We start from the raw sequence: 24,582 nt of genomic DNA on the forward strand, positions 1-24,582 counted from the left end.
AAGGAAAGCAGCATGAATACCACCAAGATCTATGTACCTCAGGGGTCTCTGGGCGTCGGGATCTTCCCGGAGGAGATCGACTACGCCTTGGCGCGCGAACCCGATGCGATCGCGCTCGACGCCGGTTCGACCGACAGCGGTGCGGCCTATCTCGCCAAAGGCGTGTCCAAGAACGACCGGGCCTCGGTCAAGAAGGACCTGGAACTCCTGATGGGCGCCCAACAGGCCGCACAGATACCGATCCTGATCGGTACGGCCGGTCAGGCGGGGGGCGACCAGAACGTCGACTGGACTCGGGACATCGTCCTGGAGATCGCCCGTGAAAAGGGATACACGCCGAAGGTCGCGCTCCTGTATTCCGAGCAATCACAAAGGACCGTCGAGCAGAAGCTCGCCGACGGGAAGGTCACGGGCCTGCCCCCGCTCGGTGACCTCGAGAAGGCACAGATCGACGACTGCCTGCACATCGTCGCGCTGATGGGCCCTGAGCCCTACATCGCCGCTCTGGACGCCGACGCCGACATCGTCATCGGCGGGCGTTCGTCCGACCCGGCGGTCATCGCCGCCTTCGCGCTGCGACAGGGTGCGCCGGCCGGGCCGTGCTGGCACGCGGGGAAGATCGCAGAATGCGGGGGCCAGTCGACATCGGCCGCCACCGGACAGCGCGGAGTGCTGATCGAGATCCACGAGGACGGTTTCGACGTCGAGCCGGTGGATCCGCAGTTCAAGGCGACGGTGGAGAGCATCTCCGGACACCTCCTGTACGAGAACAAGAACCCGTGGAAGCTGACCGAGCCAGGTGGTGAACTCGACGTCACCGACTGCCAGTACGTCCAGTTGACCGATTCCAAGGTGCGAGTGACCGGTTCCGCCTGGACTCCGAAGCCGTACACGATGAAGCTGGAAGGCGCCTCCGGGAACCTGTTCCAGACGATCATGATCGTCGGGATCGCGGACCCGGACGTGCTGGCCGAGCCACAGGTGTTCCACGACAAGATGCTGGTCACGCTGACCGAGCGGGCGAAGTCCACCACCGGTCTCGACGAGGGTGAATTCCACATCTCGTTGCGGATGTACGGCTGGAACGGTGTGAGCGGAATGCAGCCGCCGCCGGGCTCGGTGCCCCTCGAGATCGGCCTGATGGGAGTCATCACGGCCAAGACGCAGGAGCTCGCGAGCCAGATCGCGAAGGCCTGCAATCCGTACTTCTTCCACATGCCGATCCGTATGGGCATGGAGCTCCCCAGCTACGGCTGGGCGTTCACGCCGGGCGACATCGACCGCGGCCCCGTCTATCAGTTCGTCCTGAACCACGTGGTGAGCGTCGACGACCCAATGGAACTCGTGCGCTTCGAACTGCTCGATGTCTGAGGAACGGAAAGGAAAGGTGGCCGGCCGTGCCCAAGGTCAGTGAAGTCTGCCGTCAGGTCAGGTCCAAGGTGGCGGGGCCCTTCTGGGTCACGATCGACTTGATGTTCGACGGCGAGGACAACTACAGGCGCTACGCCGAGAGTCCGGCCCTCGGCGCCGACGCGATCGCTGCTGTCTACGACGTCGACCCGAAGAAGGTGACGCTCTTCCCCATACCGACCCTGCACATCCTGAAGATCTCGTATCCGAGGCGGACGCCCCAGGGCGGGGTGGAAGAGCGTGATCTGCACTCCGGGCAGCAGTACGCGTACCTCCTCGACGTCGAGCTCGGGGAGTGTCATGGCTGACCAGTTCGCGGACTACCAGTTCGGGATCTACTTCGACGCGTTGAGCGGACGTGTGCCGGGACTCCCGATGGATTACGCGACGCTGGAGAGCCGGGCGGCCTCCGTTCTCTCGCCGTCGCTGCACTCGTACATCGCCGGCGGCGCGGGAGACGAGGCGACCCAGCGCCGTAACGTCGAAGCGTTCACGCAGTGGGGTCTGGTGCCCCGCATGCTGGTCGGCGCCGACGAGCGGGAGATGTCGGTCACGGCGTGGGGCCAGACCTTCCGCAGCCCCGTCTTCATGGCACCGGTAGGCGTGATCGGGTTGGTCACCGAGGATCGGCACGGAGACATCGCGGTCGCACGTGCAGCCGCCGAGACGGGTGTGCCCGCGATGTTCTCCACGCTGATGCAGGACCCTCTGGAGCAGGTGATCACGCACGCGGGCTCGACACCGAGCTTCTTCCAGCTCTACACGCCGAAGGACCGGGATCTCGCGGCCAGTCTGGTCGAACGCGCGGAGAAGGCCGGCTACCGCGGGATCGCCGTCACCCTGGACACCTGGGTCCCCGGCTGGCGCCCCCGCGACCTGGCCACCGGCAACTTTCCCCAACTGCGCGGGAACGTACTGGAGAACTACACCGGCGATCCCGTCTTCCGTCGCCTCGCCGGTTCAGCCGCGGACCCGCAAACGGACATCCGTACCTGGGCGCAGATCTTCGGAAACCCGCTGTCCTGGAACGACTTGGCCTGGCTGCGGTCGCTGACGGATCTGCCGATCATCCTGAAGGGGATCTCCCATCCCGACGACGCTCGTCGTGCGATCGACGCCGGCGCGGACGGCATTTACTGCTCCAACCACGGCGGCCGTCAGGCCAACGGCGGCCTCAGCGCCCTCGAGATGCTGCCCGAGGTGGTCGCGGCCTGCGACGACCGAGTGCCGGTCCTGTTCGACTCTGGTGTGCGCAGCGGATCCGACGTGGTCAAGGCGATCGGCCTCGGCGCCACCATGGTCGGCATCGGCCGTCCGTACGCGTACGGGCTCGCGCTCGGCGGTGTCGCGGGGCTCGTCCACGTGCTGCGGACGATGCTGGCAGAAGCGGATCTGTTGATGGCCGTGAACGGATACCCCGATTTCGCGGCGGTCCGGGAGAACATCCGGAGGACGAGTTGACCGATATCGCTCTGGTGACCGGCGGGAACAAGGGACTCGGACGCGAGATCGTCCGGCAGCTCGCCGCGCGCGGCATGACGGTGTACCTCGGCGCGCGGGACGAGGCCCGCGGCCGGGAAGCTTCCGCGGCCTTGCGAGCCGGCGGTGACGACGTGCGGTTCGTCCGACTGGATGTCACCGACCCGGTCTCCGTCGAGGCCGCCGTACTCACGGTCAAGGCCGAATTCGGCAGGCTCGACGTCCTGGTCAACAACGCCGGGATCGCCGGCGAGGTCGGGACCGACGTCCTGGCCATCACCGCGGACCAGCTGCGCACCACGTACGAGGTCAACGTCTTCGGCACGGTGACCGTGACCTCGGCCTGCGTCCCGCTCCTGCGGAAGTCGGCGAACGGCCGGATCGTGAACATATCCAGCCGCCTCGGATCCCTCACCGCGCTCAGCGCACCGGACAGCAGGCAGCGGGAGCGCGGAGCGCTCGCCTACAGCTCGTCGAAGGCCGCGCTCAACGTACTCACCCTGCTGTACGCGGAGGCGCTGCGGGCGGACGGCATCCAGGTCAACGCCGCCACCCCCGGCCGCGTACCGACCGACATCAACGCGGCGACGCCCTGGCGCGGCGATCGCACCGTGTCCGATGGCGCGGTGGTGCCGGTCCACCTGGCGACTCTGGCTCCCGGCGTGATGACCGGTGAGTTCCGCGGGTCGGGCATCGAGGACTCGCCCGGCTGGTAGCCGGGCAGCCCGTGCCGGGTCGTTCGAGGCAGCGCAAGATGGCGCTGCCCTGAACGGCCTCCCCTACACGTCCAGTTCGTCTATATGTCCAGTTCGTCGCCGACCTGGACGATGCCGTGCCGATAGGCGTAGCGGACGGCGTGCACCCGGTCGCGCAGGCGCAGCTTCGTGAGTACGCGCGAGACGTGGGTCTTGACCGTCTCGTCGCCGATGTGGAGATGCACGCCGATCTCCGGATTGGTGAAACCCTCCGCGAGCAGCAGGAAGACTTCGTGTTCGCGCGCGGTCAGCCGTGCCATCCCCGGCGGCAGCTTCGGGACCGACGCCTCGACAGGGGCCAGCGCGTCGGCGATGCGAGGCCTCAGCCGCCGGACGACGGCCGGGTCGACGTAGGCGTCACCGCGGGCCGTCGCCCTGATGGCGGCGATGAGTTCCTCCGGCGGCAGGCTCTTCAGTACGAAGCCGTGGACGCCGGTGGTGAGCGCGCGATGCAGATACTCGTCGCTGTCATAGGTGGTGAGCATCAGCATGCGCACGCCCGTGAGCCCGGAGGCCACGATCTCCGCGGCCGCGGCCAGACCGTCGAGCTTGGGCATCCGGACGTCCAGGATCGCCAGGTCGGGGCGCAACCGGATGGTTTCGGCGACCGCTGCGCGGCCCTCGGCGACCTCGGCGACACATTCGAAGTCCGGCTGCGTGCCGAGGATCGCGCGCAGGCCGGAGCGGAAGGCAGCGTGGTCGTCGGCTATCAGTACTCGGAACATCACACGGATTCTCCTGACGGTGAGGCGCCGTAGTACACGCTGACCTTGGTTTCCCAGGTCTTCCCGGCGGGGTCGGGCCCGTGCGAAACGGTGCCGCCGAAAAGGGCGGCCCGGCTGCGGATTCCGGCCAGGCCGCGGCCGGTCGAGGGGCGGTCGCCACGCTCGGCAGGTGCCCCGATGCCGTTGCGCGCGATCAGTACGACCTCAGTGTCGCCGAAGTGCAGGACGACATCCACCGTCTCCCCGTTCCCGTAGCGAAGTGCGTTGGTCAGCATTTCCTGGGTGATTTGATACAGCGCGACGTCGATCGATTCAGGCAGTCCGCGCCGGGTGCCGCTCACCCGGAACCGCGTGGCCAGGCCCGAGCGGCGTACCCCGTCGAAGAGTTCGTCCAAATTGCCGAGTCCTGGCTGGCTGGTCGAATCCGAATGTCCGTGCAGGATGTCGAGCATACGACGCAGGTCGGACATAGCTGAGCGACTGGACTGCTCGACGGATGCCAGCGAATCCATGATCCCCATATCGGCGAATTCCGGTTTCGCGGCGAGATTGATGCGCGCGGCACCGGCGTGCACACCGATCGCGCTCACGTGGTGGGAAATCACGTCGTGCAGGTCTCGCGCGATCGACGCCCGTACTCTGACCACCGCCATCTCCCCCGCCGCGGTGGCTTCGCGCAATTCGTTCTCCCGGTTGTGGCGTAGTTCCGTGATGTAGGCGCGGCGGCCCGAGGTGTATCTGCCGACCAGCCACGGAATACAGGCATCCTTCATCATTTCCGTGACGACCGAAAGGAGGTCGGCGGGGTCGGCCACCAGCTGCGAGATCACCGCAGCCGTCGCAAGCACGCTGAGGGCGCCGATACTCCACCGGCCCTTGAGCCACGCGCCGGCCCGGTAGGCGGCGATCACCGTTCCGACCAGGTCCAGATCGGCCTCCGGGGTCGAGTGGAGCACGACTGCGAGGCCGATCGCGGCGACCGCGTGTATCCCGGCCACCGACGCCGAGTATCGGGCAGGCAGAGCCAGCGCGGCATCCACGCACACGATGCCGAGCAGCGCTCCGATCCGGACCGGCGCATGCAGGTCCGGCGTCGCGACGACGAACACCACGGCGTCGACCAACAAGCAGGCGACGGAGGCAAGCCGAGCCTGCATTTCGAGAGATCGCATCACGCGGGGAACTTCCGCCCAACGTATGGATGCCTGGGTCACCGCAGTTCCGGCGTCGTCCGTAATCACCACCCGAGCGATTATCCTCGCCGCGCCCGCCACCGAGTCCCCCGACCGGGGGATACGGGCTCCCCGAACGGTGTGACGCTCCGCCGGTACCTGACTCCTACTCTCAGCCACGCAGTCGTCCTACTCCTCGCCCTGCGTCACGGGGCTTCTTCGAAGCCGAGAGGAATGCAATGCTGGCTCTACTGGGATTTGGCACAATCAGCCTCTTCACCGTGCTCGTCATCGCGAAGAAAATGTCCGCCGCTGCCGGACTGATCCTTGTTCCGACGGCGTTCGGACTGGTCGGCGGTTTCGGCACCGAACTGGGCGACATGATGGTCGCCGGTGTCGTCGAAACCGCACCGACCGCAGTCATGCTGATCTTTGCCCTGCTGTACTTCCTGGTGATGTTCGAATGCGGACTTTTCGAACCCTTTGCCCGCAGGATCATCGCCACGGTGGGCGACGATCCGGTGAAGATAGTCGTGGGCACCGCACTTCTCGTCATGATCGCCGGGTTCGACGGTGACGGCGCCACTGCCGTACTCATCACCGTGTCCGCGATGTATCCGATCTACCGCCGCGTCGGTATCAATCCACTGATCATCGCCATGCTGCTCGGCGCCATCTGTCCGATTCTGAACTGGATGCCGTGGGGCGGCCCTGCGGCGCGTATGGCGATCTCCCTCAAGATCGACGTCTCGGACATCGTCGTCCCCATGCTGCCGACGTTCTTCATCTCGCTTGCCGCCTCCCTGGTGTTCGCGTACGTCCTCGGCCGCTCCGAAAGGCGCAGGCTGCACAAGCACGACGCCGAGGAGGCGGAGGCTCGGTCGGAAGCAGGACCGGAGTCGGCATCGGCATCGGCATCGGCATCGGCATCGGCATCGGTCGAGAAGAATCAGTCGGGCGCTCACGCACCGCGCAAGGTGATCGAGCCCCGGAACTTCTGGTTCAACTTGCCCCTCACTCTCACCCTGATGGTCTGCCTCGGCATTGGATTCATCCCGCTGCCGGCGCTGGTGATGGCCGCTTTCGCCATCGCGATCACCGTCAACTTCCCGAACCTGCAGGAGCAGCAGGACCGGTTGAAGCCGCACACCGGAACGGTCGTCATGCTGCTCACGCTGATCCTGGCGGCAGGCGCTTTCACGGGCATTCTCAGTGAGAGCGGCATGGTAGAGGCAATGTCCAACAACGTCATCTCGGTCGTCCCGGAGAGCTGGGGCGGTGCGTTCGCCTTCGTCACCGCGGTTCTCTCCATACCGCTGCTGATCATCCTTTCCACCGACAGCTTTTTCCTCGGTGTCGTCCCGATTTTCGCGCAGACGGCCGGCGCCTTCGGCGTCCCGCCCGAGGTGATCGCCCGGGCAGCTCTGATCGGCATGCCCACTCACTCGCTCAGCCCGCTGATCGCACCGATCTACTTCGTCGCGACGCTGCTGCGCACCGACATCGGAACGCTGCAGCGCTTCTCCTGGCCCTGGACTTTCGGGCTGAGCCTGATAGCCATGGCCGGCGCTGCCGCAACCGGTGTCATCTACGCCGTATAGAACCCTAGTTGCAGGAGTAATGGATGCGATTCATCAGCTACGTCGCCGGAACCGAACCCGGTGTGGCAGTCAAGACCGAAGCCGGATACCGGGGCCTCCCCGTCTCCCGACTGGGCGGTGATCTCCAGCACTTCGTGGGCAAGGACTCCGATCTCGCCGAACTGGCCGAGACCCTCGGCAGTGCGCCGGCTGTCACGCTCTCAGACGCGAAGCTGTTGCCCCCGATCACAAGCCCGGGGAAAATCCTGTGTATCGGCCTGAACTACGCCGAGCACTCGAAGGAGAGTGGATTCGAGGCGCCCACGTATCCGGCCGTATTCGCTCGATTCGCCAACAGCCTGGTGGCGCACGGCGATCCTCTGGTCCGGCCGAACGCATCCGACTGGCTCGACTATGAATGCGAACTCGCCGCGGTCATCGGTAAGGGCGGACGGCACATCACGGAGGGCGATGCGCTCGATCACGTCGCGGGCTATTCCCTGTTCAACGACGGTTCCGTCAGGGACTTCCAGATCAAGTCGCAGCAATGGACGATAGGCAAGACGTTCGACGACACGGGCGCCTTCGGCCCTGAACTCGTCACGCGTGACGAACTGCCGGACGGCTGCGATGGATTGGGCATCAGGACGATCCTGAACGGCACCACGATGCAGGAGGCCAACACCCGGGACATGATCTTCGGCGTGGCCAAACTAGTGGCCATCCTCTCCGAAGCCATGACGCTGTCCCCCGGCGACGTGATCGTCACCGGCACACCCGACGGCGTGGGAGCCCTGCGCAAGCCCCAGGTCTGGATGAAACCCGGCGACACATGCACGGTCGAGATCGACCAAATCGGCACACTGACCAACCCGGTGACACAGGAGACGACTCACTGAGCCCGACGCCCGCGACGGGAAGTTCGTGTCCACCTGGGTTACGAGACCCGTCGGCACCGCCCGGAGACGAACGATGTCGTCCGGTCAAGGCATCTCGAACAACACCTCTGCAGGCCACGAGGTCTACCGGGGGCTTACTGCTTCTAACAAAAGCGGTTGATCATGTGACTCTTGGCGCGTCGGCTCGTTGGTCTGGTTGTGGCGAAACGTCAGTCGCGGCCGTGGATCGTGTCGGATGAACTGTGGTCGCTTATCGAGCCGTTGCTGCCCGAGCCTGGACCGAAGCTGGCACAGGGCAGACCGCGGGTGCCCGATCGGCAGGCCCTGTGCGGGATCTTGTTCGTGCTGCATACCGGCATCCAGTGGGAGTATCTGCCCCAGGAGCTTGGCTTCGGCTCGGGAATGACCTGTTGGCGGCGCCTGGCCGCCTGGAATGACGCCGGCGTCTGGGACCAACTCCACGTCGTCCTGCTGGAGAAGCTGCGCTCGAAGAACCAGATCGACTGGGGCCGGACGGTGATCGACTCCTCCCACGTCAGGGCAGCTCGTAAAGGCCCAAAAGCGGGCCCAGCCCGGTCGACCGCGCACGGCCGGGCAGCAAGCACCACCTCATCGTCGACGGCCAGGGCATCCCGCTCGCAGTGACCCTGACCGGCGGAAACCGCAACGACGTCACCCAACTCCTGCCCCTGCTCGACAAGATCCCAGCCGTCGCGGGACGGGTCGGCAGACCGCGCCGACGCCCTGACGCGCTTCTCGCCGACCGCGGCTACGACCACGACAAGTACCGCCGCCTGCTCTGGCAGCGCGGCATCCGCCCCGTGATCGCGAAACGAGGCGAGCCACACGGCACCGGCCTGGGCATCTTCCGCTACGTCGTCGAGCGCACCATCGCCTGGCTCCACGGCTTCCGCCGCCTGCGCATCCGCTGGGAACGGCGCGACGACATCCATGAGGCCTTCCTCGGTCTCGCCGTCTGCCTGATCACCCACCGCCACGTCCAACGGCTTTGTTAGCGCCTTTTATCGAGCGACAGAGTCGAGCCCGATGCCTGCGAAAACGAATGGCCACAGTCTGCGGACCAAGGGCCGCCAGCGACCGGGGACGGAATGGGGCGGTGCCGCGCACCGCACGATCGCGCTACGCCACAGGCTGTATGGGCTGCCATTCTTGGCTCAGGATTGTATGCACGACCGAGTCTCGCCATCGTCCGGCCTTCTGGATGTGCTCGCGGATCGTGTAGTCCTCGCGCATCCCAGCCGTGAGCATCGTCTTGATGGAAGCGGGGTTGCGCGGGGAGCGAGCGCCCCAGATGCGGTGCAGTCCCAGCTCGTCGAAGCCGACTTCGAGCAGAAGCCGCACCGTTTCAACCCCGTAGCCGACGCCCCACGCGTCCGGGCGCAGTGCGAAGCCGATCGTCGCCCCCTGCTGCTGGTGAGGGTCAAGTGCCAGGCGGGCGAACCCGATCAGCCCGCCCCTGCCCCGGCCTATGCGGCCAGCGCGTGCTCGTCGCGCGGAGACTTGCTCGCTGCGGCGATCGAGCGGGAGACGATCTGTCCCACCTGGTCACGGGAGCGCGGCTCGAAGGACAGATGTTCGGTCGCTTCCGCGCTGCCGTAAATCGCGTGAACGGCATCCACGTCGTCAACGGTGAGCTCGCGGAGCTCAAGTCGCGGGCCGCGTCGGCTGATCGGGTACATGATGGCGGACTCTACCCGTGCTTAGCGCGGCAGGGCAGGGCGAGCAGGTCGGCACATCTCGATCTCGGCGCGCAAGTCGCGCGCCACGGCGGAATCGCGGGCAGGGCCGGCATCGCCCAGCGAATGGCAGTGGACATTCGCCACGAAGACTTCCACCCAGCCCTGCTGCAGAAGCTCCGGAGCATGGGCGCGTTGCGGGATCCTCTGTTCGTCCTGCTCGACAGCTTCGGTGGACCTGACATCCCATTCTCGCTACTGCAGGAGTTGGGAAGCTACCCCCGCACCGAAGTGATGGTGACCTTCGAACCCAGCTTCCTCACACGGTTCGCCGAGAACCACGACGGACACCGCCAACTTGGCGACGCAGCCTTCGGGAGCCAGGCGTGGCAGGCCGTATTCCAGCGGCCTTCCTCGCACAAGTTCACGTTCCTGCGCGAGCAATACCGAGCCACGCTGCGCCAGGCCGGCTTCACACACACGCTGTACTTCGAGATGATCGACGAAGGCAACAGGAAGCTCTACCTGATCTTCGGCACCCAGCACGAACTCGGGCTGGAGAAGATGAAGGACGCCATGTGGAAGGTGGACCCTTCCTACGGCGTACGTTACCGCGACCCCAGAGATACCCAGCAGCAAATGCTGGAGCTCGTATTTGAACCCGATACGGCCCCGCTGCGACGGATACTGCACGACTTCATCTCCGAAGCCCCCGACGGTCGGGCCATCCCGGAACTCAAGCGATACGCCCTCCTGGAGACCGTTTACCGACCCGCCCAAGTGATCGACGCCGTACGACAGCTACGTGACACGGGCGCAGTGACGACGGACCCTCGCGCCATCACCAACAAGGCGCGCGCGCACCTGGCGGCGACGCCTTCGACGTCGGGACCAACAGCCGAGCAGGGCGCCCTCTGGTGAGCAGACCCCGAGGACGTACCAACCGCGCGACGGGACTCGTCGAAGCAGACCGACGAGCCTCGTCGCATCAGGGCCTGTCTACTCAAAACCTCGGCCGGAGTAGGCCGCCAGAAGTGCCTCACGAATCACACGCGTCTCACCAACAGCGTTGACGCCCCTGGACCACAGAGACCAGACCTACGCGTACGCTTTCGAACTGGACCAGCTGGACCCCATGAGACGCATTCGACAACCTGCGCCATGTGGGACCGGATCTCGCCGTCGCCCAGAGCGGTCCGGTCCACGATCAGCAGTGGGCCACCGCCGCCAGCCTTCCAGACCGCGCCCCGAGCGCAGGAGGCCACAAAGCGCTCCGACGATCCCGACACCCGCCCCCACCTGACAAACAATCACCGACGCCTGAGCATCGCCCGGCAAGGAAACCCTCCAGAAGGCCATCGCGACGATCGCCTTCTTCCAGGACCACCACACCGCAGCCACCCGGGAGGCCCGGGGGTGCCGGCCCGGGGCCGCTTGCGCCGGAGGGCCGGCGAGGACCGCACGGGCCCCGGGCGGCCGCGGCTGAGTCGAGGCCACGGTCGCCCGGCGATCCGGCCGACGGGCGTCGGCCGGACCGGAGCGCCGCCCGCGGCCGTCAGGCGCTCGCCGCAGCCGCGGCGACGATCCAGTTCCTGAACTCGACGGCGTAGTGCCGCATGTGGTGCTCCAGGACCTCCTGCGGGCAGGCCGTGGGGAAGTAGACCGTCAGGTTGGCGGTGAACCCGTCGGCGGTGTCGCCGAACTGGATCAGTGCACGCCCGACGACCGTGCCGTCCTCCAGGAAGAGGTTCGAGGACATCTTCCGAGGAAACTCCGACTCCGGGAGGAGCTCGGCCGCGTCGTCGGCCCAGGCCATCTCGGCCGTGCCCCAGCCGCCCATGTAGAAGGAGCAGACGTGGGGGCCGATGTTCTCCACCACGCGCGCTCCGAGTTCCTCGGTGCCCATCACGTAGTGCTCGGGGTGCGCGGCGAGGAGCGGGCGGGAGTCGTCGGACGTGAACGCAGCGTCCATCCACTCCAGGAACTCGCCCGAGGTGAGGCCATGCGCCTGGAGCACCGTCGTGCCCGCGTGGAACGCACCGCCGGAGGCGAGCGCGCACTCCCTCAGGAAGGCATTGCCCTCCTCGATGTCCGCGGCCAGCAGATCGAGCAGGCCCTGGCGGCCCAGGCGCGCCCTGAAGCGATCCAGGGCGCGGCGGGCGTAGAACAGCTCGAAGTCGTCGATGCTGCCGCCACCGGTCGGCCCGGATGCGAGCGTCACGGTCACTACGGGCGTCTGCTTGTCGGTCATGGTCGTACCTCCACTATGATGCGAATGTAAATTCACATTCGCGTTACGAGGTTACGCAGAGAGGCCCACCCCTTGTCAACCGTTCCTGCCACAACCCGCGCCGATACGATGCGGGCCATGACCGACCAGCACGACCGCTCGGCGCCGTACAAGGAGCCTCAGCAGGCGCGCAGCGCCGCGACCCTGGCCCGCGTCCTGCGCGCGGCCGAGGAGATCGCCTCTTCGGGCGGCCTGGAGGAGATGACGATGACCGGTGTCGCGGAGCGCGCCGGCGTTTCGGTCGGCACCATCTACCGCCGCTTCGAGGACAAGGAGCAGCTGATCAACGCCCTCACCGAGCGGATGTTGGACCGGCGCGAGGAGTATGTGGCCGAGCAGCTACGCAACGCTGAGCCGTCCCTGTCCGGCGTCATGGATGCCTACGCGCACGCCCTGCTGCGGTCCTTTGCCGGCAGCAACAACCTATTCCCCGAGTTGCTGCGTGCGCGTGGCGCCAGGCCCACGGACCGCGGCGCCCGCACCATCACCGAGGTCCACCGACTCCTGCTCGAAGCGGCGGCCCCCTACGCGAAGGAGATCCGCCACTCCGACCCGCAGGCGGCACTGGACACCGCGGCCCGCGCCCTCCTCGGCGCCTGCTTCCACAACTCCGTACGCCCCGACCCGGCGACCGGAGAGACGGCCCAGCGCCGGTACGCGGACGAACTGAGCGACATGGCCGTCGCCTACCTCCTCACCCCCGGCCGGCGGGACCGCGACCCCACCTGAGCGTCCGGTCCGCCCGCCCTCGCCGGGACGGCCTGCCGCCCCCGCCCGCACGGACGCCCACGGGGGCCACGCCGACACCCGTCAGGGGGCTATCGCGGGCCCGCCCATCGTCGTGGGACTACGGCGCCGGAGCCAGCACGCTCTGCACGGCGGGTCCGACAATCATGATCAGCTTCTCGCGCTCCGCTTCGGCGAGCGTGGAGACGCCGACAACGCCACGCCCCACCACGAGACCGACGAGCATCGCCGAGACAACACCCGCACGGAGCAGCGCGTCGTCGGCGTCCGTGGTGCGTGATGCGACAGCGGCGGCGACAAACCGCTCCTGAATGAAGCCGCGCAACTGCTCGTTCACCCGCTCGTTGACGATGGCGCCCCGGAGCATCGCCATGAGCGGCTCCGACGTCCGGACGTCCCCCTCCCACACGTCGAGGAAGGCTCGGACCACTCGTTCACCCAGGCCGTCGTCGTTCCCCTCGAATGCCTCACTGAAGTGCGTCAGAGCCTCCGCGGGAACGGACATGACCGCGGCGAACAACTCGCCCTTCGACCGGAAGAACTGCATCACCAGCGACGCGTCCACCCCGGCGTCGGCCGCGATCCCCCGGATCGTGGTTCCGGTGAAGCCGTCGGCCGCGAAACGGGCGCGGGCCGCAGTGAGGATCGCCTGCCGGGTCGTGCTCGTTCCCGGCCTCCGTCCGGGGCGGGCGGCGGACGCGGGGCTCGTGTGCGCGGTCATGCTCCCAAACTACCTGCGGGTCTAGGAACTCAACACTGTGGAGTTTCTCCCGTCCCGGCCCTAGGCTCGAATCGTCGGCAGAGCCCGTCCCCGGACGGACAGACGCGAGGAGCCCACCATGAGCGACAGCCAGAAGGTGTTCACACCCTCCGAGCCCCTGAAGCCCGGCCCCCGCTACGGGATCCTCAGCGACTTCGAACCCGGGACGCGGACCCTGGAGGCGGGGTTCCGGACTGCCCCGCCGTTCAAGCCGCTGCCCGTCGACATCGTCCTCGACAAGGACGTACCCGTGATGCTCCGCGACGGCGTCACGATCTACGTGGACGTCTTCCGCCCCGCCGGGACCGAGCGGGTGCCCGTCATCGTGGCGTGGAGCCCGTACGGCAAGGGCCAGGGCACGTCGGCCAGCGTGATGGGCATCTTCGGGATGGTCGGTCTCGACAACAGCATCGTCTCGGGGCTGGAGAAGTTCGAGGGCCCGGACCCGGCGTACTGGTGCGCGCAGGGCTACGCGATCTGTAACCCGGACATCCGGGGTGTGGCCAACTCGGAGGGTGACAGCGTCGTCTGGGACCGCCAGGAGGGCCGGGACTGCTACGACCTGATCGAGTGGCTCGGGGTCCAGGAGTGGTGCACCGGCAAGGTCGCGATGAGCGGCACCTCCTACCTCGCGGTCTCCCAGTGGTTCACCGCGGCCGAGCAGCCGCCGCATCTGACGGCGATCAACCCGTGGGAGGGCGTCAGCGACGTCTACCGCGACCTGGTGCTGCGCGGCGGCATGCCCGACACCGGCTTCGCTCGGCAGCTCCAGGGCAACAGCTACTTCGGCAAGGGCCAGAAGGAGGACATCCTCACCGAGGCCGAGCGCCACCCGCTGATGGCCGAGCTGTGGGAGAACAAGATCCCGCAGTTCGAGAACATCACCGTGCCCGCGTACGTCGTCGCCAGCTACTCCAACACCCTGCACACCGCGGGTACGTTCCGAGCCTGGCGGCGGATGGCCTCCGCGGACAAGTGGCTGCGCGTCCACAACAGCCAGGAGTGGCCCGACTACTACGACGAGGCCAACGTCGAGGACCTGCGCAGATTCTTCGACCACACCCTCAAGGGCGAGGACAACGGGTGGGAGCAGACTCCGCGCGTGCGCTACTCCCTCCTCGACCTTGAGGGCGGCGACCGGATCAATGTCCCCGCGGACCGGTTCCCGCCCGCCAACGCCACCTCCACGAAGTATTACCTCGACGGACGCACCCGGACGCTGGGGACGGCGGTGCCGGACGCCGGGACGAGCGTGGGGTACGCCGTCGCGGCCAACCCGGACCTGGTCTCCTTCGTGACGCGCTTCGAGGAGGAGACCACGCTGGTCGGGTACCCGAAGGCACACCTGTGGGTCGAGGCCGACGGTTCGGACGACATGGACCTGTTCGTCCTCGTCCAAAAGCTCGACGCGCACGGCACACCGCTGCAGGCGTTCACCGCGCCCAACCAGGGCGCGCTGGCCCAGGACGTCACCGAGCGGGGCGCATCGATCCTGCGCTACAAGGGCTCCGACGGGCGTCTGCGTGTCTCGATGCGCCACCTGGACAAGACGCTGTCCACCGACGATGTCCCTGCCCACAGCTTCGACCGGGTCGAGAAAGTCGCTGCGGGCGAGGTCGTGGACATCGAAGTCGACCTGCTCCCGGTCGGGCTCACCTTCTACGCTGGCGAACAGCTCCGCCTCGTCATCAGCGGCCGGTCTCTCCTGGGAACGATGATGCCCGGAACTCGCGAGTACACCCCGGCCAACACCGGACAGCACATCATCCACACCGGCGGCGATCACGCGTCGTACCTGCAGCTTCCCGTCATGAGCGCATGAACACACCGTCGGCTTGACTGGACACCGTTTACCACGCGTCCTGTCCCGCTGCCGGAAGCGTCCGTCGGGCGGTGAGGGCGCCCGCTGTCGGTGGCGGGGGTGTGGACATCGCGGCAGGTGAGCGAGTTGCAGTCCCGATGCCGGGGCTGTCGTCGGCACGCCTCCGATGAGTGCGGAGCCGTCAGACGTAGGCCCTTCTGCGTGGGTCGAAGCGGTGCCGCCGTCGTGCCCGCCCTACCATCGGCCTCTGTGGACCCCACCTTCGAAGAACTGGTCGAGATGCAGCGCGCCGCCGAAGCAGCGCACACACAGGCGGAGCAGCTACGCGACCAGTACGGCCCACCGACCCTTCACCCGTGGTCCGAGCAGCAGACACAGACGTACGAGACGGCATGGCGAGCGTGGCGTGATCTCACGCGGGACGTCCAAAGCGCGGTCACCGAGTACGCCAAGAACCAGGGCGAGGCCAGGCAGGACACCGAAGCTCGGCTGAAGAAGGCGGTCGGGCACCACAAGTAGCGCCGTATCCGCTTGCCCTCCGGCCGAGCACGATCGAGCATCGGCAGTGCTGGAGTTCAGCCTCCACCGCAAGACGTGGCGGGGAGCGGAGCGTGACCGGCCCCTGTAACGGACATCCACGCAAGACGCTCGGCTGGGTGGGAGCTCCCATCCGAGCGTCTTCCTTTCTCTTCCGGCCTGGACCGCCTCGCTAGCCGTGGAACGAGGCGGTCGGGTGGCAAGGCCAGGAGACCAGCGACTTGCGACCGCCGCCCTGGCCTCAAAGACGACCACCGCAGGTTACTCCCGCATGACACACCAGCCCCGGCGCCGCTCCTCCGCTGGCCTCGACGTGCATCTGCGCGAGATACCGACTCCTTCAGGGGCGCTGATAAGCGCGCCGCCCAGGCCATCGTGGCCGTCTTCAACAGGCGGACTGTCTACGCCACCGCCGTATGCGACGCTGGCCGTGGAGTATCCGGCCGACGCCCCCGATGCCCGGGGCACCATCGTCCTGATCGTCAGCGAACTGGCGTCAAATGCCGTGCGGTTCATGCCCGGGCCAGCCCCCCTTGTCGCTGCGCCATACGATCGAGGACGTGCACGTGACGGTGAGCGACACCAGTACCGTGCCGCCGGTCGGGCGTGCTCCCAGCCGGGACTTCCTCTCAGGCCGCCACCGGACTAGATCGTCCGAAGGGGGTTACTCTCCGGAGTGGCCTAGGACTTCGGACATGGCCCGGGTCGAGTCGAGCAGTTCCGCCGACAGGCGCGCCACGCCCTGCTCGGTGATCCCCCGTGCCGGCATCACCAGCGTGACGACGAGCGGGAAGGACTCCCCGGCAGTGAATACAGGGGCCGCCAGCGAGGTGACGCCTGGAATGACGCCGCCGACGGTGGTCGACACGCCCTCGCGCAGCACCTCGGCCTTGATCCGGTCGACCCGCTCCCGGGTGGCCGCGTCCAGCGTCTGCGCCTCCAACTGCCCTCGCAGCACCGGCTCGGTGAGCTGCTCCGGCAGGTGCGCGAGGAACACCCCGCCCATTGCCGAGGTCAGCAGCGGCATGGTGGCACCGACCCGTACCGTGATCGGCAGCGCGTGGGCGCCATACTCCCAGCGGACCACGACGGGACCGTGGTCACCCCACACCGCGAGGTTGACCGCGTGCGACGTACGGTCCCGCAACCCCGGCAGGTGTTCGCTCACCAGCGCCACCTCGTCCATCCTGCGCAGCGACTCGACACCGAGACGGCGCATGGCAGGACCCATGTCGTAGCGCCCGGAGCTGGGCGACTGGGCGACAAGACCGACACGGGCGAGACTGACGAGATAGCGGTGGGCCTTGCTCGGCTGCATACCGGCGGCCGCCGCTATCTGCGTCAGGCTCATCGGGCCCCGCCCCTCCTCGAGGGCCCGCAGGACCGTCATCGCCAGTTCGACGGACTGGATGCCCTGCCGTGCCGGCGATTCCGCACTTGCCTCGGAGTCGGAAGGACGCTGATTGCTCACAGCAGCGATCATAGTGACCGGCCCGACACCGCCCTTGCCGGGGCGTGGGAGCGGGTCATCAGGCGTCCGCTCGCACCTCTCGGGCGGCCGCGCCGCTCCGCACCACGTTCAGCAGTTCACCGGCGAGGCTGGTCGCCGCGTCGCGACCGCTCGCCGTGCCGAAGACGTAGAAGTCGGGGCGGACCACGGCGGCCGTGCAGCCCAGTTCGGCGAACCAGTTCCGGTACGTGCCGTGCACGTCGTGGACGACGGTCGCCTTCGGGTGTGCGACTGCCCGCTCACCGGGGACGACGACGCGCACATCGGCCCTTGCCAGGTCGTCGAGCAGGCCGGCGCGTTCCAGGACATCCAGCAGCCCTTCCTCGACGAGTAGGTGGAAGCCACCGCCGACCACCTGGTCCAGGCGGTCCCGGCGGTTCCCGTCGTCCACCACGCCCTGAACCGACAGCCGCCCGCGGCCAGCGTCCGGTTCGGGTGCGAACAGGCCGTCGGCGAGGTCGGGCAGGCGCACAGCCTCGGGCGCCCCGGAAGCCGCGCGGCGGGCCAGCAGGGTCCGGTCACGCTCCGCCGCACGCTCGGGGTCCCGCAGGGTCTGGAGGTGGCCGAGTTCGATGCCCCTCTCGGTCACCGCGCGTACGTGCGGCTCGCGCTCCGTCTGGTAGGTGTCGAGGATGTCGTCCGCCGCTGCGCCACGCAGGACGAGGTCCAGCTTGAAGGCCAGGTTCTGCGCGTCGCGGAAGCCGGAGCACATGCCCTGCCCGAGGAAGGGCGGCATCTGGTGTGCCGCGTCGCCCGCGAGCAGGACACGGTTATGACGCCAGTCGTCCGCGACGAGTGACCGGAAGGTGTACGTGGCGACCCGGATGAGGTCGACGTCGTCGGGAGTGAGGTAGGAGGCGACTCGCTTCCAGACGCGCTGCGGGTCGCGCTCGATCTCGAAGTCGTCCACCGAGTCGAGCATGAAGCTGAAGCGATGGTGATCGGGACCCAGCGAGATGATCGAGGTCGGACTCAGCGGATCTCCTAGCTGGAGGGCGAGCGGGATCTGTGTCGGGCGGCGGAAGCGGAAGTCGCAGACCATCCACGGCTCGGAGAAACCGTAGTCGAACAGCCCCACACCGAGGGCCGACCGCACAAAGCTGTTGCCCCCGTCGCAGCCCAGGACGTAGCGCGCGGTGACCGTCCGCCGTCCCTCGGGGCCGTCGACCGTGAGCGTGACGCCCTCCGCGTCCTGATCCAGGGCGACGACGGCACTGGAGTGCCGCACTTCCACCTGCGGCATCGACCGGCACACCGCGTCGAGCGCCTCTTCGAGGTCCGGCTGGTACATCATGTTCCACTCCGCCCAGCCGCTGCGTCCGGCTTCGGCGAAGTGCTGCTCTATCAGGAGTTCTCCGCGGCCGTTGCGCCACTCGTAGGTGGGCTGCACGCGCACCTTGGGCAGCAGTCGCTCCGCCACGCCGAGGCGGGCGAGCGTGCGCATGGTCTCGTCGTCGAAGCTGGCCGCCCGCGGCAGGTTGTACAGACCCGGGTAGCGCTCCAGGACCAGGACCCGGTGACCCGCCCGTCCCAGCAGGGCAGCGGCCACCATGCCCACCGGGCCGTACCCCACCACGACCACATCCACCGCGGCCCCGTCCGGGACCGGACCCACCGCGGCGACATCCGTACCCGTCATCGGGCACCTCCATCTACTCGGACGTTCCAAAGGGTTGACACCGACGGAACGTACGTTTCACCATCGATGAAGTCAATGCATATAAGTGAAACGAAGAGAGCTTGCGATGCGGACCATCGGTCTTGAGGAACACTTCGTCACCCCCGAGCTGGAGAAGTACGGCGCCTCGGCGGCCGCCATCCTTCAGCCGGACAAGTGGCGCGAGGCGTCCAGGCGACTCCTGGACATCACCGGCGAGCGGTTGGCCGAGATGGACGCAGTGGGTCTGGACGTGCAGGTGCTGTCGCTGAACTCACCCGGTATCCAGGCCGAGAAGGACGCCGCCACCGCGGTCGCCCAGGCCGCCGCGGTGAACGACCTGCTGGCCGGCGTGATCAACGACCACCCGGACCGCTTCGCCGGTTTCGCCGCCCTGCCGCTGCAGGACCCCAAAGCGGCCGCGGACGAGTTGGAGCGCGCCGTCTCCGAGCTGGGCATGCGCGGCGCCCTGGTGAACGCACACACCCAGGGCCGCTACCTCGACCACCCGGAGCTGCGCGTCGTGTGGGAGCGCGCCGCGGGCCTCGACGTGCCGCTCTACCTGCACCCGGCCAACGGCGTCGACATTCCGCACGTCATCCAGGGGCATCCGGAACTCATCGGACCGATGTGGAGCTGGGGGGCCGAGACCGCCACCCACTTCTTGCGGTGCGTGTTCGGCGGCGTCTTCGACGACTTCCCGGACGCGAAGATGCTGCTGGGTCACATGGGCGAGGGTCTGCCGTACACGCTGTGGCGGATGGACTCCCGCTGGGACTACCACAACCACCAGGGTGTCGAGCTGGCCCGGGGCAACCCCTCGGAATACATCCGTCACAACCTGTACATCACGACCAGCGGCGTCTGCTCGGCCGCACCCCTGCTGTGCGCCCTGCTCGCCCTTGGTTCGGACCACATCCTCTTCGGTACCGACTACCCCTTCGAGGAGATGGCAGCTGCCACCGAGTTCCTTCGGACGGCCCCGATCAGCGAGGCCGACCGCGAGAAGATCGCCCACGGCAACGCCGAGCGACTGCTCGCCCTTTGAAGGGCGATCCGCAAGGGCAGTAGGGCGCCATGTGCCCCCTCCCTTTGCGCCCCTCTCCCTCTCCCCCTCCCCCCTCTCCCGCCCAAGCAAGGAATCGCCGACATGAGACCAGAGAACACCGCACGACACTGGATCGACGGCGAGTGGGTCGCTTCCGCCCGGTCCTCAGAGAGCGTCAACCCGGCCACTGGCGAGGTGATCGGTACGTACGCCGACGCCGACGCGGAGGTAGGGCAGCGGGCCATCGACGCGGCCTGCCGCGCGTTCAAGGAGGGGGACTGGCGTCTCGACCCGATGGTGCGAGCGACCGCCCTCAGCCACCTCGCCGACGCGTACGCGGCGCGCATGGACGAGGTGATCGAGACGCTCTGCCTGGAGAACGGCAAGCTTCGGCGCGAGGCGGGCTTCGAGTCGCACTTCATCCTGCGCGCGCTGCGCTTCGCGGCGGGTCTCGCCGTCCAGCCGCACGGCCGGGTCACCGACACCCAGCCGGGTCGGCAGGCCATGTCGATCCGGCAGCCCGTCGGTGTCGCCGGCATCGTCGTGCCGTGGAACTCCCCCGCCTACCTGTGCATCCGCGCGCTGGCCCCGGCTCTCGCCGCGGGCTGCACGGCCGTGGTGAAGATGCCGGGGCTGGCGGCCCGTACCGCCGCGCTAATGAGTGAGATCCTCGACTCCGTGCCCGAGCTGCCGAAGGGCGTGGTGAACGTCGTCGTCGAGTCCGGCGCGGACGTCGCCCGTCTGTTGGTCGACTCGCCGCAGGTGCCCGTCATCAGCTTCACCGGCAGCACGGCCACCGGACGGCTCATCGCCCAGGGCGCCGCGGCCCACTTCAAGCGGGTGGGTCTGGAGCTGGGCGGCAAGACCCCTCACCTGGTCTTCGCCGACGCGGACATCGAGGCCGCACTGGCCACGGCCGTCGCGTCGTGCACCGTCTTCGCCGGGCAGTTCTGCATGACCGGCAGCCGGGTCCTCGTCCAGCGGGAGATCGCGGACGAGTTCACCGCGGCGCTGGCCCAGCGTCTGGGGAACGTGCGTCCGGGCCCGGCCGTCGACCCCGGGAGCCAGATCGGACCCCTGATCGACAAGGCCTCGGTGGCCCGCGTCGACGCCGCCGTGGAGGCGGCGATCGCGGCCGGCGCCAAGCCGATCGTCCGCGGCGGCCCGAGCACCCGGCCCGAGCTGGCGGGCGGTGCCTTCTACCACCCCACTCTGCTCGCGGTTGCCGACTCCTCGCTCCCCATCGTCCAGGAGGAGACCTTCGGCCCGGTGCAGACGATCCAGGTCTTCGACACCGAGGCAGAGGCCGTCGGGCTCGCCAACGACACCCAGTACGGGCTCAGCGCCTGCATCTGGAGTCGTGACGCGGACCGGCCGTTGCGCGTGGCTCGGCAGCTGGACGCGGGCCTGATCTCCGTCAACAGCTGGGCCAACCTGACCGTCGAGTTCGAGGAAGGCGGGTTCAAGTCCAGCGGCGTGGGGCGGCTCGGCGGCCTGGCGTCCGTGGAGGACTTCCTGGAGCACAAGCAGATCACCCAGGACTACGCTCCGACCCACTGAGACCGCGCGCCGCTGGCACCGGTGACTCCGGTGACTCCGGTGGCCACTCAACCCTTGCTGTTATAACATATAGCGCCTAGGCTCAGAGCCCGGCGGCGCCCGATCCCGGGGCTCAGGGCCCCCGATCCGGAGTCGCCGGCTCTTCCCGCGAAGTGCGCGTTGTCGTTCGCCACGCGCAGTCCTCTGTGCGCGGCAGCTGGAACCCACCCCTGGCAGGAGGCCGACAGATGGCCCAACAGCGCAACCTTCAAACGTTCGAGGTAGACGGACACAAGATCACGGCCCTCACCGCGGGCCCCGCCGAACCGACCGGTAAGCCGCTGATCGCCGCGCTTCACGGCGGCACCTACACGGCGCACTATTTCGACGTCGAAGGCTCACCCGAGGGCTCCTTCCTCGATGTCGCCACCGCGCACGGCTACCCGGTGGTCGCCTTCAACCGTCCGGGCTACGGCGGCAGCACTCCTCTCGATCCTGACTCCAACGCCTTCGAACGGCATGCGGAGTTGCTGGGTGACGCCGTGGCGCAGGCGGCCACACGTCTCGCGGCCGACAGCGTGCTGCTGGTCGGCCATTCGATCGGCGGCATGATCGCCCTGATGATCGCCGCCTCCTCTCCCGGGTTTCCTTTGATCGGCGTTTCGGCGACCGGGATGGGCGCCGTCATCCCGAGCGGCGGGGCGGCCGAAGCCCTCGGATCCCTTCCTCCGGACGAGACCGTGGACCTGCCTCACGAAGAGCGCGACAAGGTGATGTTCGGCCCCGCACACACCTACCGCGACGAAGGCCTGCGCGAAGCGCAGGACTCTTACGCGCCCGTTCCCGTACGGGAGTTGGTCCAGGCGCCGCAATGGCCCAAGCGGCATCTGCCCACCGTCGCCCCGCAAGTCCGCGTCCCCGTGCACAACGCGCTCGCCGAGTTCGACGCCCTGTGGGACAGCAGCCCGGAGAACGTCGCGCGGTTCGCCGCACAGTTCACGGCGGCCCCCTTCGTCGACGCGGCCGTCGCGCGCGGAACGGGCCACTGCATCGACCACCACGTATTGGGCTTCGCGCTCCACCTGCGGCAACTCGCGTTCGCCGAGGAGTGTGCGGTCTGGGCCGCGGCGCGGCAGAGGACCGGGAACGAGAACTGATGCCCTCCACCGAAGAGCAGCGCCTGCCGCGAAGGGTAAGAGTCCTGGTCGCCGGTGGCGGCCCGGTCGGCCTGTCGGCCGCCGTGGAGCTGGGGCGACGCGGTGTCGAGTGCCTCGTCGTGGAGCCGCGCCCCACCGCCTCCAGGGCCCGTCCCCGCTGCAAGACGCTCAACGTACGCACGATGGGGCATCTGCGCCGCTGGGGCCTGGCGGACCGGCTCCGGGACCGCGCCCCGCTGGCCACGTCCTGGTCGCAGGATGTCGTGTTCTGCACCTCTCTGAGCGGCCAGGAGCTGTCGCGTTTCACCGGGGTTCTGGGGCTCAACCCGGAAGGCGACCGCTTTCCCGAAACGGGCCAACAAGCCCCGCAGTACGTCCTGGAGGAGGTGCTGCGTGAGGCCGTCGACGAACTCGACGCCTGCCGAATCGCCTTGGGTGCGCGGGTGGTCGCCGTGAGCCAGGACGACGAACTGGCGTACGTGACCGTCGAGGACGACCGCGGGGAGCGGAGCGTCGTCACCGCGGACTACGTGATCGGGTGCGACGGCCCGCGCAGTGTCGTACGCGAACAGATCGGCTCGCGCTATGTGGGAGGGGAGGCCCTGCGCCCGAACTTCGGCATGGTCTTCGAGAGCACCGACCTCTGGAAGCACGTACGGCACGGACCGGCCGTCCAGTACTGGATCGTCAATGCGTCCACTCCGGCGCTCGTCGGACCTCTTGACCGGACGAACACCTGGTGGGCGATCGCCTTCGGCGTCGACCGGGAGACCGGGGAGCGCGAGGCCCAGCGCATCATCGAGGGGGTGGCGGGCGAGCCCGTACAGGCCGAGGTGCTCTCCACCGACCCGTGGACCGCCCGTATGCAGATCGTCGATCGCATGCGCCACGGCAGGGTGTTCCTCGCCGGGGACGCGGCACATCTCAATCCGCCGTTCGGCGGCCATGGGCTCAACACCGGCATCGGAGACGCGGTCGACCTGGGCTGGAAAGTCTCGGCTGTCCTGGCCGGCTGGGGCGGGCAGGACGTACTCGACAGCTATGCGAGCGAGCGCCGCCCCGTACAGGAACGTGTCATCCGCGAGGCGACCGCCAACATGCGCGTACTCTCCACCGAGCTCTTCGCGGACAACCTCGACGCGGCCGACCAAGCGGGTACGGAGGCTCGTCAGGCCGCGGGGGCGCGTATCCAGGAGACCAAGAAGGCGGAGTTCCACTCGCTGGACCTGGTCCTCGGCCTCCGTATCGCCGCATCACCGATCCTTCCTCCGGCATCACCCACCCTCCCCACGGAACAAGAGGGGCCGGGGAACACAAGGGCGGGCGCGCTCCTGCCCCATGTGTTCCTTGCGGACGGGCGGTCCCTGTACGACCTGCTCGCGGACCACTACACGCTCATCACCCTTGGACACGGCACGTCGGAGGCGGCCATCGTGGCGGCCGCCCATGTCCGAGGTGTCCCGCTCACCGTGGTGAACCTGCCGGAGACAGCACATCGCGACTACGCCGCTCTACTGGGCGCCCGCCTCCTCCTGATCCGCCCCGACCAAGTGGTCAGCTGGCTGGGCGACAAAGCCCCCCGGGATGTGTTCGCACTGGTCGACACACTCACCGGCCGCCAGAACCAAGCGGCAACACCGCAACACTCCTGAACGTCGCCGGGCGGCTCGAACGAATTCCGCCGTCCGAGCCGACCGACGCGGGTGACACATCCCCGCGATCCAGCGCCTGCTCGCCGCCCCTGACCCCGCCCCGGCCGCACCCTGTCCGAGGCTTCTGCCTCGCGGCCGGGGCGGAC

23 protein-coding genes are annotated in these 24,582 nt (G+C 68.0%); 15 read left to right on the forward strand and 8 right to left on the reverse strand.

Translation table 11 applies throughout. The annotated features are described in order from the left end of the window. Positions 1-12 precede the first annotated feature (12 nt). The 4 genes from ABXJ52_RS02360 to ABXJ52_RS02375 are packed head-to-tail and all read left to right on the forward strand — an operon-like array spanning position 13 to position 3,605. Positions 13-1,371, forward strand: a complete 1,359-nt coding sequence (locus tag ABXJ52_RS02360; RefSeq protein ID WP_367038847.1) for an acyclic terpene utilization AtuA family protein — start codon at positions 13-15, stop codon at positions 1,369-1,371. Positions 1,372-1,397: 26 nt separating this feature from the next. Beyond that, positions 1,398-1,718 (forward strand): DUF4387 domain-containing protein, encoded by a 321-nt coding sequence (locus ABXJ52_RS02365; RefSeq protein WP_367038848.1) that lies wholly within the window; start codon positions 1,398-1,400, stop codon positions 1,716-1,718. Continuing rightward, entirely contained in the window at positions 1,711-2,871 is a 1,161-nt protein-coding gene (locus tag ABXJ52_RS02370) for an alpha-hydroxy-acid oxidizing protein (RefSeq protein ID WP_367038849.1), read from the forward strand. Before ABXJ52_RS02365 ends, ABXJ52_RS02370 begins: the two co-directional genes overlap by 8 nt. After that, positions 2,868-3,605: an SDR family oxidoreductase gene (locus ABXJ52_RS02375; protein WP_367038851.1), complete on the forward strand. Its 738-nt coding sequence runs from the start codon at positions 2,868-2,870 to the stop codon at positions 3,603-3,605. Before ABXJ52_RS02370 ends, ABXJ52_RS02375 begins: the two co-directional genes overlap by 4 nt. 80 nt (positions 3,606-3,685) lie before the next feature. Here the strand turns inward: ABXJ52_RS02375 and ABXJ52_RS02380 are convergent, their stop codons facing one another. Beyond that, the gene (locus ABXJ52_RS02380) at positions 3,686-4,369 is read right to left on the reverse strand and encodes a response regulator transcription factor (protein WP_367038852.1); all 684 of its coding nucleotides are present in this window, start codon (positions 4,367-4,369) and stop codon (positions 3,686-3,688) included. Further along, positions 4,369-5,613 (reverse strand): histidine kinase, encoded by a 1,245-nt coding sequence (locus tag ABXJ52_RS02385; RefSeq protein WP_367038854.1) that lies wholly within the window; start codon positions 5,611-5,613, stop codon positions 4,369-4,371. Before ABXJ52_RS02385 ends, ABXJ52_RS02380 begins: the two co-directional genes overlap by 1 nt. A gap of 167 nt (positions 5,614-5,780) precedes the next feature. Between ABXJ52_RS02385 and ABXJ52_RS02390 the strand changes: the two genes are divergently transcribed. The 3 genes from ABXJ52_RS02390 (at position 5,781) to ABXJ52_RS02400 (ending at position 9,036) form a co-directional block, all read left to right on the forward strand. Continuing rightward, positions 5,781-7,142, forward strand: coding sequence for a citrate:proton symporter (locus ABXJ52_RS02390; RefSeq protein ID WP_367038855.1), 1,362 nt, complete (start codon positions 5,781-5,783; stop codon positions 7,140-7,142). Between the two features lie 23 nt (positions 7,143-7,165). Then, on the forward strand, positions 7,166-8,020 hold the full coding sequence (locus ABXJ52_RS02395) for a fumarylacetoacetate hydrolase family protein (RefSeq protein WP_367038856.1): 855 nt from the start codon (positions 7,166-7,168) through the stop codon (positions 8,018-8,020). A 198-nt stretch (positions 8,021-8,218) separates the two neighbouring features. Continuing rightward, positions 8,219-9,036 (forward strand): IS5 family transposase gene (locus ABXJ52_RS02400; protein ID WP_367038206.1). Its coding sequence is split into 2 segments (ribosomal slippage): positions 8,219-8,579 and positions 8,579-9,036, totalling 819 coding nucleotides; the frame shifts between segments, so codons are not numbered across the junction. A 124-nt stretch (positions 9,037-9,160) separates the two neighbouring features. On the opposite strand, the gene ABXJ52_RS02405 is transcribed toward ABXJ52_RS02400, so the two are convergent. Further along, a complete protein-coding gene (locus ABXJ52_RS02405) occupies positions 9,161-9,511 on the reverse strand; it encodes a GNAT family protein (RefSeq protein WP_367048768.1) in 351 nt (116 codons plus the stop codon). Next, on the reverse strand, positions 9,508-9,660 hold the full coding sequence (locus ABXJ52_RS02410; protein ID WP_367038857.1) for a hypothetical protein: 153 nt from the start codon (positions 9,658-9,660) through the stop codon (positions 9,508-9,510). Before ABXJ52_RS02410 ends, ABXJ52_RS02405 begins: the two co-directional genes overlap by 4 nt. Here ABXJ52_RS02410 and tcmP point away from each other — a divergent pair. Continuing rightward, entirely contained in the window at positions 9,646-10,638 is a 993-nt protein-coding gene (gene tcmP, locus ABXJ52_RS02415; RefSeq protein WP_367038858.1) for a three-Cys-motif partner protein TcmP, read from the forward strand. The genes ABXJ52_RS02410 and tcmP overlap by 15 nt on opposite strands. A 634-nt stretch (positions 10,639-11,272) precedes the next feature. Here the strand turns inward: tcmP and ABXJ52_RS02420 are convergent. Beyond that, complete coding sequence (locus tag ABXJ52_RS02420; protein WP_367038859.1) at positions 11,273-11,968, reverse strand: hypothetical protein; 696 nt, start codon at positions 11,966-11,968, stop codon at positions 11,273-11,275. A gap of 117 nt (positions 11,969-12,085) precedes the next feature. Here ABXJ52_RS02420 and ABXJ52_RS02425 point away from each other — a divergent pair, with 117 nt between their 5' ends. Beyond that, positions 12,086-12,736, forward strand: a complete 651-nt coding sequence (locus ABXJ52_RS02425; RefSeq protein WP_367038860.1) for a TetR/AcrR family transcriptional regulator — start codon at positions 12,086-12,088, stop codon at positions 12,734-12,736. A gap of 118 nt (positions 12,737-12,854) precedes the next feature. Here the strand turns inward: ABXJ52_RS02425 and ABXJ52_RS02430 are convergent, their stop codons facing one another. Next, positions 12,855-13,475: a TetR family transcriptional regulator gene (locus ABXJ52_RS02430; protein WP_367038861.1), complete on the reverse strand. Its 621-nt coding sequence runs from the start codon at positions 13,473-13,475 to the stop codon at positions 12,855-12,857. Positions 13,476-13,593: 118 nt separating this feature from the next. Between ABXJ52_RS02430 and ABXJ52_RS02435 the strand changes: the two genes are divergently transcribed. Further along, a complete protein-coding gene (locus ABXJ52_RS02435) occupies positions 13,594-15,336 on the forward strand; it encodes a CocE/NonD family hydrolase (protein WP_367038862.1) in 1,743 nt (580 codons plus the stop codon). Positions 15,337-15,585: 249 nt separating this feature from the next. Next, complete coding sequence (locus ABXJ52_RS02440) at positions 15,586-15,855, forward strand: hypothetical protein (protein ID WP_367038863.1); 270 nt, start codon at positions 15,586-15,588, stop codon at positions 15,853-15,855. A gap of 682 nt (positions 15,856-16,537) precedes the next feature. On the opposite strand, the gene ABXJ52_RS02445 is transcribed toward ABXJ52_RS02440, so the two are convergent. Together ABXJ52_RS02445 and ABXJ52_RS02450 are read right to left on the reverse strand one after the other, a co-directional pair. After that, entirely contained in the window at positions 16,538-17,344 is an 807-nt protein-coding gene (locus ABXJ52_RS02445; protein WP_367038864.1) for an IclR family transcriptional regulator, read from the reverse strand. Positions 17,345-17,402: 58 nt separating this feature from the next. Further along, positions 17,403-19,022 (reverse strand): bifunctional 3-(3-hydroxy-phenyl)propionate/3-hydroxycinnamic acid hydroxylase, encoded by a 1,620-nt coding sequence (locus ABXJ52_RS02450; RefSeq protein ID WP_367038865.1) that lies wholly within the window; start codon positions 19,020-19,022, stop codon positions 17,403-17,405. A 106-nt stretch (positions 19,023-19,128) separates the two neighbouring features. Between ABXJ52_RS02450 and ABXJ52_RS02455 the strand changes: the two genes are divergently transcribed. The 4 genes from ABXJ52_RS02455 (at position 19,129) to ABXJ52_RS02470 (ending at position 24,436) form a co-directional block, all read left to right on the forward strand. Then, positions 19,129-20,088, forward strand: coding sequence for an amidohydrolase family protein (locus ABXJ52_RS02455; RefSeq protein ID WP_367038866.1), 960 nt, complete (start codon positions 19,129-19,131; stop codon positions 20,086-20,088). 102 nt (positions 20,089-20,190) lie between these two features. After that, positions 20,191-21,648 (forward strand): aldehyde dehydrogenase family protein, encoded by a 1,458-nt coding sequence (locus ABXJ52_RS02460; protein ID WP_367038867.1) that lies wholly within the window; start codon positions 20,191-20,193, stop codon positions 21,646-21,648. 227 nt (positions 21,649-21,875) lie between these two features. Continuing rightward, a complete protein-coding gene (locus ABXJ52_RS02465) occupies positions 21,876-22,784 on the forward strand; it encodes an alpha/beta hydrolase (RefSeq protein ID WP_367038868.1) in 909 nt (302 codons plus the stop codon). After that, positions 22,784-24,436: an FAD-dependent monooxygenase gene (locus ABXJ52_RS02470; protein ID WP_367038869.1), complete on the forward strand. Its 1,653-nt coding sequence runs from the start codon at positions 22,784-22,786 to the stop codon at positions 24,434-24,436. Before ABXJ52_RS02465 ends, ABXJ52_RS02470 begins: the two co-directional genes overlap by 1 nt. The last annotated feature ends 146 nt before the right edge of the window (positions 24,437-24,582 follow it).

The organism is Streptomyces sp. Je 1-332 (assembly GCF_040730185.1).
Lineage (GTDB): Bacteria > Actinomycetota > Actinomycetes > Streptomycetales > Streptomycetaceae > Streptomyces.